At 66.8% G+C, this 13,521-nt stretch carries 11 protein-coding genes and 2 tRNA genes; 3 read left to right on the top strand and 10 right to left on the bottom strand.

Going from position 1 to position 13,521, the window contains the following annotated elements; genetic code table 11:
- The first annotated feature begins 64 nt into the window (after nucleotides 1-64).
- A complete protein-coding gene (locus RR42_RS21905; protein ID WP_082055040.1) occupies nucleotides 65-1,702 on the top strand; it encodes a sensor histidine kinase in 1,638 nt (545 codons plus the stop codon).
- 193 nt (nucleotides 1,703-1,895) lie between these two features.
- Here RR42_RS21905 and RR42_RS21910 read toward each other — a convergent pair.
- The 3 genes from RR42_RS21910 to RR42_RS21920 all read right to left on the bottom strand — a co-directional run bounded on the left by RR42_RS21910 (nucleotide 1,896) and on the right by RR42_RS21920 (nucleotide 2,737).
- Nucleotides 1,896-1,972 (bottom strand) — tRNA-Asp (locus RR42_RS21910).
- Nucleotides 1,973-2,050: 78 nt separating this feature from the next.
- Nucleotides 2,051-2,126 (bottom strand) — tRNA-Glu (locus tag RR42_RS21915).
- A gap of 209 nt (nucleotides 2,127-2,335) precedes the next feature.
- Nucleotides 2,336-2,737, bottom strand: coding sequence for a hypothetical protein (locus RR42_RS21920; protein WP_043352981.1), 402 nt, complete (start codon nucleotides 2,735-2,737; stop codon nucleotides 2,336-2,338).
- Between the two features lie 168 nt (nucleotides 2,738-2,905).
- On the opposite strand from RR42_RS21920, the gene RR42_RS21925 reads away from it, so the two are divergent.
- Nucleotides 2,906-3,433, top strand: a complete 528-nt coding sequence (locus RR42_RS21925) for a metal-dependent hydrolase (protein WP_043352982.1) — start codon at nucleotides 2,906-2,908, stop codon at nucleotides 3,431-3,433.
- A 170-nt stretch (nucleotides 3,434-3,603) separates the two neighbouring features.
- On the opposite strand, the gene RR42_RS21930 is transcribed toward RR42_RS21925, so the two are convergent.
- From RR42_RS21930 to RR42_RS21945, 4 genes are all read right to left on the bottom strand, one after another.
- On the bottom strand, nucleotides 3,604-4,437 hold the full coding sequence (locus RR42_RS21930) for a hypothetical protein (RefSeq protein WP_043352985.1): 834 nt from the start codon (nucleotides 4,435-4,437) through the stop codon (nucleotides 3,604-3,606).
- 253 nt (nucleotides 4,438-4,690) lie between these two features.
- Nucleotides 4,691-6,097, bottom strand: a complete 1,407-nt coding sequence (locus RR42_RS21935) for an MFS transporter (RefSeq protein WP_052494852.1) — start codon at nucleotides 6,095-6,097, stop codon at nucleotides 4,691-4,693.
- A 98-nt stretch (nucleotides 6,098-6,195) separates the two neighbouring features.
- Nucleotides 6,196-7,365, bottom strand: coding sequence for a 4-hydroxybenzoate 3-monooxygenase (pobA, locus tag RR42_RS21940; RefSeq protein ID WP_043352988.1), 1,170 nt, complete (start codon nucleotides 7,363-7,365; stop codon nucleotides 6,196-6,198).
- Nucleotides 7,366-7,655: 290 nt separating this feature from the next.
- Nucleotides 7,656-7,946, bottom strand: a complete 291-nt coding sequence (locus RR42_RS21945; protein WP_043352991.1) for a hypothetical protein — start codon at nucleotides 7,944-7,946, stop codon at nucleotides 7,656-7,658.
- Between the two features lie 627 nt (nucleotides 7,947-8,573).
- On the opposite strand from RR42_RS21945, the gene RR42_RS21950 reads away from it, so the two are divergent.
- Nucleotides 8,574-10,307: a hypothetical protein gene (locus tag RR42_RS21950; protein WP_043352993.1), complete on the top strand. Its 1,734-nt coding sequence runs from the start codon at nucleotides 8,574-8,576 to the stop codon at nucleotides 10,305-10,307.
- 19 nt (nucleotides 10,308-10,326) lie between these two features.
- Here RR42_RS21950 and RR42_RS21955 read toward each other — a convergent pair whose 3' ends face one another.
- The 3 genes from RR42_RS21955 to RR42_RS21965 all read right to left on the bottom strand — a co-directional run bounded on the left by RR42_RS21955 (nucleotide 10,327) and on the right by RR42_RS21965 (nucleotide 12,978).
- The gene (locus RR42_RS21955) at nucleotides 10,327-10,527 is read right to left on the bottom strand and encodes a hypothetical protein (RefSeq protein WP_043352996.1); all 201 of its coding nucleotides are present in this window, start codon (nucleotides 10,525-10,527) and stop codon (nucleotides 10,327-10,329) included.
- Nucleotides 10,528-10,722: 195 nt separating this feature from the next.
- A complete protein-coding gene (gene cysK, locus RR42_RS21960; RefSeq protein ID WP_043352998.1) occupies nucleotides 10,723-11,640 on the bottom strand; it encodes a cysteine synthase A in 918 nt (305 codons plus the stop codon).
- Nucleotides 11,641-11,766: 126 nt separating this feature from the next.
- On the bottom strand, nucleotides 11,767-12,978 hold the full coding sequence (locus tag RR42_RS21965; RefSeq protein WP_043353001.1) for a sensor domain-containing diguanylate cyclase: 1,212 nt from the start codon (nucleotides 12,976-12,978) through the stop codon (nucleotides 11,767-11,769).
- Between the last annotated feature and the right edge of the window lie 543 nt (nucleotides 12,979-13,521).

Here is a 13,521-nt window from a genome sequence, read left to right on the forward strand (position 1 = left end):
GGCGGCGAGCCGCGTCTTGCGGCCCGCCGAGGTACAGCGTAGCGAAATTCAGGATAAAAGTCTTATGAATCACTCGATTCGTCCGGCGCCCGCCAGCCGGCGAGTGCGTCGCGGCCTGGGGCGGCGCCTGGTCGGGCTGCCGGATTCAGTGCCCATGCTCAGGCCGATTCGCGTCCGGCTGTCGCTTGTGTTCGTGCTGTTCCTGCTGCTGGTGGTGGGGGTGGGCCTGTTCGGCATCAACCGGCTCAGCAACTTTCACAGCGTGTCGGCGCAGATCAGCGGCCGCTGGCTGCTGAGCAACCGCATCCTGGGCGACCTCAACAATTATATTTCGGACTACCGCGCGTTCGAGGGCGACGCGCTGATCGCGACGACGCGCGCCGACCTGCGCGCGGCCGAGGGGCAGATCAGCAGGCTGGACGATGTGATCAAGGAGGTCGAGGCCCGCTATGGCAAGATCGAGCACGATCCGGCCGAGCTGGCGCTCTACGAACAGTTCATGGCGCAGTGGTCGGCTTACCGGCAACTGGTCGATCGCGTGGTCTCGCTGGCCCACCAGAAGGACACGACGCAGGCCGTGGCGCTTTATCGCGGCGAGTCGCGCCGCGCCTTCGAGCAGGCCAACGGCACGCTGGGCGTGCTGACCGAGCGCAACGTCGTCGGCGCCGCGCAGGCAACCGAGCGCGAGGCGGATGCCTATCACGAGGCCCGGCAACTGATTGCCGGCGCCATCCTGGTGTCGGGCTTCCTCGTGATCGCGGCGGTGATCTATCTGGTCAGGGCCGTGTCGAATCCCATCGCGGGGCTGGTCGAGCGCATGCACCGCATCATGGACAACGATCCTCACGTGGAGATCCCCGGCGCCGGGCGCAAGGATGAGATCGGTGAAATCGCCCGCGCCGTGGTGCGCTTTCGCGACAACACGATCGAACTGGAGCGCAGCAAGGCGGCGCTGGCCGCCCAGACCACGATGCTGCTGGACACGCTGGAAAACGAGCGGCGACTGGCGGTGCTCCAGCGCAATTTCGTCTCGATGGCCTCGCACGAGTTTCGCACGCCGCTCAATGTGATCGACGGCCATGCGCAGCGGCTCATGCGCATGAAGGAGGCGCCCACCGCCGAAGTCCTCGGTGAGCGCTGCGGGCGGATCCGCGTTGCCGTGCGGCGCATGACCAACCTGATCGACCACCTGCTCGATACCTCGCAACTGCTGGACGGCGGGCGCCTTGCCACGCTGCAAGGCGTCGACTTTTCACTGACCCTGCTGATGCACGAAGTCTGCGAGATGCACCGCGAGAGTTCCCCCACGGCCGTCATCGAGGAGATCGTCGAGCCTGGCGTGAATGAGATCTTCCATGGCGACGCCAAGCTGCTGTTCCAGGCCTTCAGCAACCTGGTTGGCAACGCGATCAAGTATTCGCCCGCAGGCACCCCGGTCACCGTGCATGTTTCCGGCGGCGCCGACATGATCCGCGTGTCCGTGTCCGATCGTGGCCTGGGCATCCCGGACAAGGACCGCGAGCACATCTTCGAGCGCTTTGTGCGCGGCGGCAATGTCGCCGGCACGGCAGGCGCGGGCGTTGGCCTGTACCTGGTCAAGCTGGCAGTCGATCTGCACCAGGGCGAGGTCCTGGTTACCAGCAAGGAAGGGCAGGGGTCGAGCTTCGTGGTCCGGCTGCCGCGCGTGGCGGCAGCGGGCTGAAGGCTTGGGCTGGCGTGGAGTGAGTCGCTTAGCCTGTTTCGCCGGCACAGGCGCTATCGCTGCGCGCAGGCGCCGGGCGGCGCATTCAATCGCAACTCGCGCCGGGTGCCGCATCAAGGGCAGGTATTCCAGGCCTGGAATAAAAAAAGGCTTGCTGCTATTTCGATAGCAGCAAGCCCTTACATATACTGACTGGCGGAGTGGACGGGACTCGAACCCGCGACCCCCGGCGTGACAGGCCGGTATTCTAACCAACTGAACTACCACTCCGCAGTGGCTGTGGAACCCGCTTGTCGCGGTTTCCGACGCTCGTGTTGAGGCTGCGCTTGGTGGCGTTGCTCTCGAAACTGGCGTCCCCAAGGGGATTCGAACCCCTGTACTCACCGTGAAAGGGTGATGTCCTAGGCCTCTAGACGATGGGGACTTAGACTTGCTCGCTACGTCATTTGCATTTCGTGTCGCGAGGGGCGCGATTATAGCGCCCTTTTTTTGCGATGGGAAGCCCCTGTTTATTCTCCCTCGCAAATCGTCAAACGGCGCGCATCGCCTAGCCATATTTGCCAGGACAGGGACAGGGGCAGGGCCGCGATGCTGTCCATGCGGGATCGCCTGCGTTTCGCGTTGACTCTCACGTCATTGGCGCCGCCGCTCGCGCATGGGGCCGTCGGCGTCGATGCTGCCGCCCGCGCTAAGCGGCCCATCGACGTTGACCGGCCCGTTGACCAGCATGTTGCCTTCCACCACCAAGGGTCCGTGCACGGTGAGCGGGCCGTGAAACACCTTTTGCCGCCCTGCGCCAGGCGGCTGTCCATAAACCGGTGGGCGATTGGCAAACCAGGCTGCGGTCAGCGGGCCGTGCGCAAGGACACTGCCGTCCACGGTCAGCGTGCCATGAACGGTGAGGGGGCCTTCCACCACCAGCGAGCCGCCGATGGTGAGCGGCCCGGATTCCACCGGCTGGCCATGTGCCGCCGCGGCTAGCCACAGGGATGCCGCCAGGATTGCGCGGGCCTGCCGGGCAGTTTGCGATCTCATGACCCGCTCCCAAGGTGCGCGGCGCGTTTGCCGCAAGCAGCTTCCAACTTAGTGCGCGCGGTGGATACGTGCAAGCCGAACCCGGGCTCCGAGCGCTGTTCTTTTGCGGTGCGATCTGCCACCATTGCGCCCCTTCATTTCATGGCCCCGGATGGGCGCATCAACGTAATGGCTTCCAGCAAAGCACACCATGCCACCGGATGGGCGGCAGGCCTCGCCGCCGCCGCGGTAGTCGCCAAGTCCGGTGCCGGCGGCCCGTATCACATGGCCGCGGTGCTTGCCTTTTTTGCGGGCGTGGCCGGCGGCGGCGCGCCTGACTGGCTGGAGGTCGCCTGGTGGTCCGGATCCCGCCGGCTGTGGATCACACACCGTACCTGGACGCACTGGGGCATCGCCTGGCTGGCGCTGCTGGTGTTCGCGCACCGCGCCCTGGGCGCGCATGCGCTGGCCGCGCCGGCGTTCGGGTTTGCCTGTGGCGGGCTGATGCACTTGCTGGCCGATTGGCCCAACCCACTCGGCGTGCCCTGGATTCTCGGGCGGCATTCGCTGAACTGGTGGAAGAGCGGACGCTGCGACCTGCTGGTGGTCGCGGCTTCGTGGATGGGTGCACTGGCGTTGTCGCGGCACGTGTGGTTCCACGGCACGCATGGGCTGGACTTGTTGCAGTACCTGCGGGCCTGGCACCTGCGGGTCTGAGCGCCTGAGCGAGCGCACAAAAAAAGAGGCGGCCACAAGGGGCCGCCGATCGGGAATGTCGAGGGAGGCAATTCCCTCGCAGATGGCTAACGGCGCGCCAAAGTGCAACATGAACCCCACCGACGTGGGGTGATGACTTCGGCATATCGAGAGGTGGCTGGCGGCCGGCTTCAAGCCTCCAGGCAGGTCGCCGCCGTGCCCGGCTGGCTCGCGCCCGCGTCATGCCGGCTTTGCCGGCGCACTGCCGCCACCAGTTCGTCATGCGCGGCGTCGAGCCATGCGGTGCGATGGCGCACGGGGTCACGCGGGGAGAGTGCATCGACGCTGACCTCGCGCAGGAAGTACTTCACCATGCTGCCCGCGCGCGCGGGCACTGGCATCATGCCCAGCAGTTGCCGGCGCTGCAGCAGGCCACGGTCAGCGGCATGGCCCAGCGCGGACCACGCGGTACGCCCCAGCGCCAGGTAGAGCGCCTGGTCATCCATCTGCCCGAGCGCGCCGAGGAACAGGTTCTCGAACACCCTGCGCAGCATCGGCACCGCCATCAGTTCTTTCAGGTCGCCATCGAAGGCCAGGCCGCGCCGCGTGGTGGCATAGGGCAGCAAGGCCAGCGGCTGCAGCCGCTCGAAGCCTTCGTCCCACAGCGCCGCGGCGCCGGGCAGGCCGACCAGTTGCGCGATGCCGAAGTGATCCAGCATGCGAATCAGGTTGGGCCGCACGAGTGGGCCGCCGAGTTCCACGCGCCGTTTGTTCTCGCGCTGGATGGTGCGCCCGGGCGCATGCCGCTGCAGCAGGCTCTCGGTCAGCTCCGCCGCCAGCTGCACGTGGATGTGCCCGGGCGTCGTACTCACCAATACCAGCCGCGCGCGCTCATGGCTGTGCTCGAACGGCACGTAGCACATCGCGTAGATGCCATCGCGATCCACCAGCACCGGTTTGTCGATCACGGCTGTCGCCGCTGCGCGCCGGATGCGCGCGCAGTACTCTTCCAGGTAATTCGCCAAAATGTCCCCGCCTCACCACGATTTCTCTCTGGTACATCCGCCCTGTAGCCGGGCTTACCTTTGCTAGCATGGTAGACGCAGGCCGCACGGCAGGCAAAGCGGGCGGTGCCGCTTCCTGCCTGTAGCAACACAGGGTGTGTGGGCCAGCGAACCAATCGCGCCGGTACACCATCCCAATGAAGGATGGACGCAACCGGGTTACCCAGGCACTCATGGCGACGCTGGATCAATGGTTTGAGGGGTGGCGCGGCGATCAGTGCGCGGCATCGTGCTGGCCAACGGCAGGCCGCACAGCGGCGCGTGGCCGTGCCGAGGCGATCAGCAGCGCGGCAGTCGCAACAAAGGCGGGCAGCGAGAGCAGGCCGAATATCTTGCCAAAGCTCCATCCCAATCCCAGGATCTGCGCGCCCAGCAGCGCGCCGGCGATGCCGCCAAAGCGTCCAATGCCCAGCATCCAGGCCACGCCCGTGGCCCGGCATTGCGTGGGATAGAAGCCGGCGGCCAGCGTAGGCATGGAGGATTGCGCGCCGTTCATGCAGGTGCCGGCGGCAAACACCAGCACGCCGAGCAGGAACACATCCCCGGCGCCGTGGCCCACCGCATAGACCAGCGCGCCAGTCAGCGCGTAGGTGCCGGCCACGATGCGCCACGGATGGCCGCGGTCCATCAGCCAGCCCACGGTCAGCGTACCGATGCCACCGCCCAGCGGGAACAGGGCGGTGATGAGCGCGGCCTTCTCGATCGGGTAGCCCGCGTCGGCGAACAGCGTCGGCAGCCAGCTTGTCAGCAGGTAGAAGATCAGCAGTCCCATGAAGTACGTGGTCCACAGCAACACGGTGCCGCTGCGGAACTGCGGCATCAGGATGGTGCGCAGCGAGGAAGCGCCGGTGGGCGCGGCCTCTTGCACATGAAAGCGCTCGTCTGCGCGCAGTACGCCCGGGTGGACCTTGGACAACGCGGCGGCGATGCGCGCGTCCGGGGCCTTGCGCGCCACCAGGAAACGCACGGACTCCGGCAGGAAAAGGATCAGCAGCACGGCCAGCAGCAGCGGCGCCACGCCGCCCACCAGCAGCACCGAATGCCAGCCATAGTGCGGAATCAGCCAGGCTGCGGCAAAGCCGCCGGCCGAGGAGCCCAGCGTAAAGCCGCAGAACATGGCGTTGACCGCCAGCGAGCGGCGCCGCGTGGGCGCGTACTCCGACATCAGCGTGACCGCGTTCGGCATGGCTGCGCCCAGGCCGAGGCCAGTCAGGAAACGCAGCACCGTGAGCGCTTCGAGCGAGCTCGCGAAGGCCGAGGCCACGCTCCAGCCGCCGAAGCACAGCACCGAGCCGACCAGCACGCCCTTGCGGCCAAAGCGGTCGGCCAGCGGCCCTGCCACCAGCGCGCCGGCAGCCAGGCCGAACAAGGCCGCGCTCATCACCGGCCCGAGATGGGCGCGGCTGACGCCCCATTCCTTGGCCAGCATTGGCGCGATAAAGCCGATCGCCGCGGTGTCGAAGCCATCGGCCGCGACAATCAGGAAGCAAAGGATCAGGATGATCCACTGGAAGCGCGAGAACGGCTGGCTGTCGATGAACTGCTGGACGTCGATGCTGGTGCCGGGACGGCGCGCACGGTCAGGGGATGCGGCCGGCTGGCCGCTGTTTGGGGGCGTCATGGTGCGGGTCTCCTGCTATGCCGCTCGTTGGCGGCGAATGCTCTGGTTTTCCTGGTGTTTCAAGGCTTGCCGCGTGGCCGCGCGCGTATTCAGCGCATTCAATACGGCAGGCCGACGTAGTTCTCCGCCAGCGACATCTGGGCGGCGCGCGAGCCAGCGAGGTAATCCAGTTCGGCCTGCTGGATGCGCAGCGCGAAGTCATCGGCATCGGGGAAGCGATGCAGGAGCGATGTCATCCACCACGAGAAGCGCTCCGCCTTCCAGACCCGGCGCAGGCATTTCTGCGAGTACGCGTCCAGCTCGCTGGCATCGTCGCGCAGGTAGCGCGCGATCAGGCCGTCGGCCAGGTAGAGGACATCGCTGGCGGCCAGGTTCAGGCCCTTGGCGCCGGTTGGCGGCACGATATGCGCGGCGTCGCCCGCCAGGAACAGGTTGCCGAAGCGCATCGGCTCGCACACAAAGCTGCGCAGCGGCGCGATGCTTTTTTCGATGCTCGCGCCCGTCACCAGCGCCTCGGCGGCGCTAGTATCGAGCCGGCTGCGCAGTTCGTCCCAGAAGCGTTGATCGGACCAGTCCTCGACCCGTTCGTCGGCGCTCACCTGCACGTAATAGCGGCTGCGCGTGAGCGAGCGCATGCTGCACAGCGCGAAGCCGCGCTCGTGGCTGGCGTAAATGAGTTCATTGGCCACCGGCGGTGTGTCGGCGAGCACGCCGAGCCAGCCAAAGGGATAGACCCGCTCGAAGATGCGCCTGGACGGCTCGGGCACGCTGCGCCGCGTGACGCCATGAAAGCCGTCGCAGCCAGCGATGAAATCGCAGCGCAGTTCGTACTGCTGGCCGCCCTTGCGATACCGCACCATGGGCGTGGCCGTATCGAAGTCGTGCACGCTGACGTCTTGCGCGTCGTAGATGGTGACGGCATTGCCGGCTTGCCGGGCGGCCATCAGGTCGCGCGTGACCTCAGTCTGGCCGTAGACCGTGACCGAGCGGCCGATCAGCGCGTGGAAGTCGATGCGGTGGCGCTCGCCGCCATAGGACAGTTCGATGCCATGGTGAACCAGGCCGTCGTGCTGCAGGCGCTGCGCCACGCCAGCGCGCTCCAGCGCATCGGCGGTCACGCTTTCAAGGATGCCGGCGCGGATACGGCCGAGGATGTAGTCGGGGCTGCGTTGCTCGACGATAACCGCATCGATGCCCGCCTTGGCGAGCAGTTGCCCTAGCAGCAAGCCGGCGGGGCCGGCGCCGATGATGGCGACTTGTGTGCGCATCGTGTGTCTCCTGGTGCGGGGTGGGGGCTGTTATTGAACGTAACCATTGAACGTAACAATAGCGGCGCCAGGGACGGGAGGGAATAGACGGAACGAACCATCAACAGGACAAAACGAACATCCATATCCGGTGCGGAATGTGCAGGAATATCCCGGTGATGTTGGGGGAAACCCTAGGTTTTTGACTGGATTTTTGCTGGATTTGCGATATTTTCCAGCGTGCGCGGCGACGCGTCCGAGCGCGCCGTCCGCGCGCGACAGCCTTCACATTCCATACATGCCGAAGCGCTTCAACGGCCCGCGCGCTGTTCCTTGCGGCACGCCTTGCAGATGTGTTCAAGCCCGTCCTGGCGGCGCGTGTCCCGCGCGAAGAACTCGCCGTCGGCCGGCCAGTGCTCTGCGCAATGGCGGCACAGCTTGAGCGGGCCGATATCCGACATCAGTACGTCGCCAGCGGTGACGTTGGCCTGCGCGGCGCGAGCGTGGCGCGCGGGGCTTGTGCGCGGTGATGGCGTGTCTTGCATGGCGCTTGCGGTGAAGGTGCCGTGGTTCTCGCGCGGCTGGGCGGCGTGATCGTACATGGTCTCTCCTTGCCTGGAAAATGGCGGAAATGGGCCAGTGATGGTCGGGGCGCGCGGCCGTATCCGGCTGCGCCGATGAAATACCCCGTTACGAAATGGCGCGTGGTTGATGCTCCGATGGCTTGGGCAATCGATGGCCGAGCGGTGCGATGCCCGCCCGTGCGCCAGCGTGGCTTACTGGGACAACATGCCCGAGCAGGCCATCAGCAGCCAACCGATGGCGGCACAGCCGCCCAGCCAGCCGAGCAGCACCAGCACGATGGTGGACCACTTCATCGGGGCCGCCGCGCGTGCGCGGCAGGAAGTCGGGTTGCGTGAGAAAGGGAGCGGCTCATGCGTACTTTCCTTGGAGTGGCAAGACAAGGCTTGCTCAAGGGGGGCAGCTTAGCGATCCTGTGACGTCAATGTATGTCCGGGTTGTAAGAAAATGTGCACGAGCAAATGTGCTGCGGCCCGGCATCGCCTGCGAACGCCTTTGCCGTCTGGCGCCACGACTGGAGCGCGCGAGGCAAGCGCCCGGGAAGGTGCCTTCCCGGGCAGCCGGGGGCGTTCGCGCGGGCAATCGGGAGCCTGCCTATAATGCCGGATCCGACACCCATCGCGCCGCGCGCGGCGCCAAGGCCAGCCATGACGATCCTGCTCGATACCTCCATCCCGCACACACTGGATACCCTGGTTGAGCGCGTTGCGGCGATGCCCGGCGTACAGGTGCAAGCCTGGGTCTTCGACGACGTCGCCACGCGCCGCGCGGCCGAACAGCGGCTTGCCGCCGCCGGCGTGCAGGCGGCGATCCACAGCGCTTACAAGCCACTGCTGCATTTCTTCCTCGACGCGTTGGCGCTGGAACACGATGGCGGCCGCCTCGCCGCCGCGGGCGAGATTTCCGTGCGCCTGCCCGCGGCCACAACGGCGGGACAGTCGCAGCGCTTCCGGCTTGAAGCCTATCCGCTTGCCGGCATGCTGCCGCAAGGCAGCCTTCGCCTGAGCGAAGGCGACGACGAACGCCACTACGTCGTCGGGCTGGATGGCATTGCCCACCGCGTGTTCGTGCCGCTCGCGGCCTCCGGCGCGCCGTGCGGGTGGCTGCGTCTGTCGCGCGATGGCGCCGTGCTGGAGGACGGCCCGCTCGCCACCGAGTACGAACTGGCATTCGCCGCCGCCATGGATGCGATCCGCGGCCATGCCTGGGGCCGGCAGGGACCCTGTTTCGATGTGCTTCGCATCGCCATCGACACGGGTGGCATCGAGCGCCGGCTGTCCTATCAGGACGAATGCATCAGCACGCGCGAGGCCCTGCACGAGGACCTGTATTTCTCCATTCTGGAGTTCTTCCAGGATCGCGCCGGCTTGCCGCGTGGCGATCGCACCTTGCAGCCCGGCCAGATCGTGCCCGAGGTCCGCCACGCGCAGGGGGCCACGCGGGTGCGGGTGGCATTGCTGCCGCACCCGCATGTCGCGGCAGTGACGCCGGCTGACGCGGCTGCGGCCCCGCTGTCCCCGAGTGCGCTTGCCGGGCTCTCGCAGCCCCTGACGCCAGAGGCGGTAGCCATCGAGATGCAGGCGTTGGGCGGCAAGCGCTTCAGCGTGCTTTCCACGCAGGGGCGCATGGTCCACGGCACCCACATCGAAGGTTCGCTGCCCGGGCTGGTGATTTCCGGTGGCCAGCATGCCAACGAAACGTCCGGCGTGGTGGGGGCGCTGCGCGCGGCGCATGCGCTCAAGCAGCGGCCGCATGCGCACTTTGCCCTGATCGCCTTGGAGAACCCGGACGGCGCGGCCTTGCATGTGCAGTTGCGCGAGGACAATCCGCGCCATATGTCGCATGCCGCGCGTTACACCGCGCTGGGCGATGACCTGGAGGCACGTACGGCGCCGCCCTTCGTGGAAAAAGCGGCCCGGCTGGAAGCCATCGAGCGCACTGGCGCCGGGTTGCACATGAGCCTGCACGGCTACCCCGCCCACGAATGGACGCGGCCACTCACCGGCTACGTGCCGCCGGGCTTCGAGACCTGGACCATTCCCAAGGGCTTTTTCCTGATCCTGCGCCACCACGCCGGGCGCAATGGCATGGCGTTCATGCAGGCGCTGACTGCGCAACTGGCGGCTTCGCCGGATCTGGCTGCGTTCAACGCCCGCCAGCTGGCGACCTGGGGCAACCACGCCGGTGAGGTGCCGTTCCCGGTGCTAAACGGCATTCCCTGCATGATCTTCGAGGATTCCCGGTCAACGGTGCCGTTCACGCTGGTCACCGAATTTCCGGACCAGACGGTTTATGGCGATGCGTTTCGCCTGGCGCACACCACCCAGATGCGGGCAGTGCTGGCGGCGGCGGAGCTGTATTGGGCGGGTTTGCTGGGTTGAGGGAGCGCGCCGCGCGCCTTTAGTGGATCGTGCGTGTCACCTTGGCGTGCGGCACCTCTGCCGCCGCCGTGTTTTCGGGCGTTGCGCCTTCATCCTGCTCGATCATGGTGGCCGCGAGGCTGAGCGCAGCCTGCATCTCTTCGTGCGACAGACCGGAAGATAGCGCAAGCCGCACCGCCAGGGACGCCAGTCGGGCGACTTCATAACTCGGGATGCTCATCTCAGCTCCTTGTCCTCGTGTCAATGCCTGTGTCAACGTCATGGCAAGCCCTGCCGCGCCGGGCGGCGGGGCCGCTGGCGCGCCATCCAGGCGGATTCGGCCGCCGACGCATGCTTGCGCCGGCGCCTGTCAATCTCCAGTATGGTCCACGGCGAGCTTCGCCGCCCGAAGAGAATCCAGCAATGCTGCGTGGCCTCAGGCGGGCAGGAAGCCTTCCACGGTGAGATAGCGCTCGCCGGTGTCGTAGTTGAAGCCCAGCACGGTGGCGCCGGCCGGCAGATCCGGCAGTTTTTGTGCGATCGCGGCCAGGGTGGCACCCGACGAAATGCCGACCAGCATGCCCTCCTCGCGCGCGGCGCGGCGCGCCATTTCGCGTGCCGGCTCGGCGTCGACCTGGATCACGCCATCGAGCAGGGCGGTATCCAGGTTGCGAGGGATGAAGCCGGCGCCTATGCCCTGGATCGGGTGTGGCGCGGGCGCGCCGCCGGAAATGACCGGCGAGGCGACCGGCTCGACGGCGTAGACCTTCAGCGCGGGCCACTTCTGCTTGAGCACGCGGGCGCAGCCGGTGATATGCCCGCCCGTGCCCACGCCGGTGACCAGGGCGTCGATGCCCTGCGGGAAGTCCGCCAGGATTTCGAGCGCGGTGGTGTTGACGTGGGCCTCGATATTGGCGGGATTCTCGAACTGCTGCGGCATCCAGGCGCCCGGCGTGGCCGCCACCAGTTCTTCGGCGCGGGCAATGGCGCCCTTCATGCCCTTTTCGCGCGGGGTCAGGTCAAAGGTGGCGCCATAGGCCAGCATCAGGCGGCGGCGTTCCACCGACATGCTGTCCGGCATCACCAGCACCAGCTTGTAGCCCTTGACCGCCGCCACCATGGCCAGGCCGATCCCGGTATTGCCCGAGGTGGGCTCGATGATGGTGCCGCCCGGCTTGAGCACGCCGGATTGCTCGGCCGCCTCGACCATCGACAGCGCGATGCGGTCCTTGATGGAGCCTCCCGGGTTGGCGCGCTCGGACTTGATCCAGACCTGATGGGTATCGCCAAAGAGCCGCTGAACCCGGATATGGGGCGTATTGCCAATGGTCTGCAGGATGTTGTCGGCCTTCATTCAGTATCTCCAGGGATGGTTTCGAACCGGACTGGCAAACGGGTCCGGACAAGCATGCACTGGAGGATTCTAGCGGGCGGCGCGTCGACGATGCGATTTCCCCGTCATATTGGCGTACGCCAACGCTTAGTGGCAGGCCTTGGCGCGTGCGGGCAGGCAGCGCGCCGGCAGCGCTTCCAGCTCGGAGGCGAGCACGACCCGGCCCCGGCCACGCCGCTTGGCTTCATACAAGGCGCGGTCCGCGCTGCCAAACAGTTTGTCCCAGGTGGCGGCCCCACCGTCCTCGCGCTCGCGGATCTGCGCAACGCCGATGCTGGCGCTGGCGAATCCACCAAGCTCGTTTGGCAATGCGATGGCGCGGATGCCACGCAGGATGCGGTTGGCCAGCAGGAGGGCATCGGCTTCGGTGGTATGCGGGCAAAGCACGCAGAACTCCTCACCACCGTAGCGGCCCGCGAGGTCCGCGCTGCGGTGCGCTTCCTGCAGGACGCGGCCGATCTGCTGCAGGACGCGGTCGCCGGCGCGGTGGCCACTGCTATCGTTGATGTACTTGAAGCGGTCGATGTCGATCACCAGGCAGCTCAGCGGATGGCCGTGGCGGTTGAATTCCGCGGCCAGCACCATCGCCGCGCCATCCATGGCACCGCGGTTCAGCAGCCCCGTCAATGCATCGAGGCGTGCCTGCTTCTCCTGTTTGGCCAGCATGGCTTCCATGGTCATCAAGGTGAAGCCCGCCAGGCCCGCGAGGATCGCAACAAGGGCGGGCAGCAGGCGCAGCTGGAGCAAGGCCTCGGCACTCAGGGCCGGCACCGGGGCGCCGGCTTCCAGCACCGCATACAGCCCGCAGCATTGCGCCAGCAGTTGCACGCTGCAAGCGGCAAGCACCAGCGGGCGGCTGCGGCGGGTCAGCGCGAGCCGGCGCTGCAGCAGGCAGGCCAGGGTGAAGCCGGCGGTGATGGCTGCCACCACGTAGCCGGTGACTTCGGCCAGGCGGCTGCCGCTGCCTAGCACAGCGGCGGCCAGCACGGCAGAGATGGCAAGCACGCCGGCAGTGAGCGGCGCGGGTGCCGAAGGGCGGTCACCGGTCAGCGATACGCCGCGATGGGTCAGCAACTGGGCGGCCACGCTCAGGGCGGGCGCCGCCAGCAGGAACCAGGCGGGCCCGCCGCGCGCGTCGATCACCAACAGGCCCGCGGCGCAGGCCAGCACCTGGCCGGCGACCCATGCGCGGCCCACGGCGCTATGGCGCAAAGCCAGCATCAGGGCCGCGAGGATGATTTGCGTGGCGGTGAACAGGACAAGCAGTGCCATCACGGCAGTGCCCTCATCTGACTGCATGAGATTCCCATCGAGTTCGGCGCAGCATCGCCGCGCGGGAGTTTGCCTTCGAAGGTGGGTTCGCACGTATTGCGTATTGCGTACTGCGTGGAGCCCGTGCGTGAGCCAGCGCGTGACTTGCGACATTCCCGAATGCGGCGTCCGGCCGGTGCTTGTCCGGGTCCGTTCCTGCCGAGGTGAAGATGTTTTTTGTTTGAGAAAATTCTACACAGCGCCGCGCTGGAAGTGCCCCGTATTCGCGGCGCGTGACAATTGTTGACATTGGACTCAAAGCGCGTGATCTACCATTCGCTTTGCTCGCAGCGCGGGTCGCCGCGGACCGTTGTATTCCGGCCCCAGCCATTGCGCGATTCCTTGTTTTCGTATCCTCAGAGCACGACAGTGTCGAGTTTGCGCCACGTACTGTGATACTTTGTCGATTCGGAAAACTACAAAAATGCGGAAAGTGCCGAGACAACAATCAGCTTGCCAGGCACCGAAGCCCCTGGCGCCGCCAGGTCCGGCGGGTGCCATCGGCGCCTTCGCCGCGTTCGAAACCCGGGC

This window comes from Cupriavidus basilensis (genome assembly GCF_000832305.1).
Lineage (GTDB): Bacteria > Pseudomonadota > Gammaproteobacteria > Burkholderiales > Burkholderiaceae > Cupriavidus > Cupriavidus basilensis_F.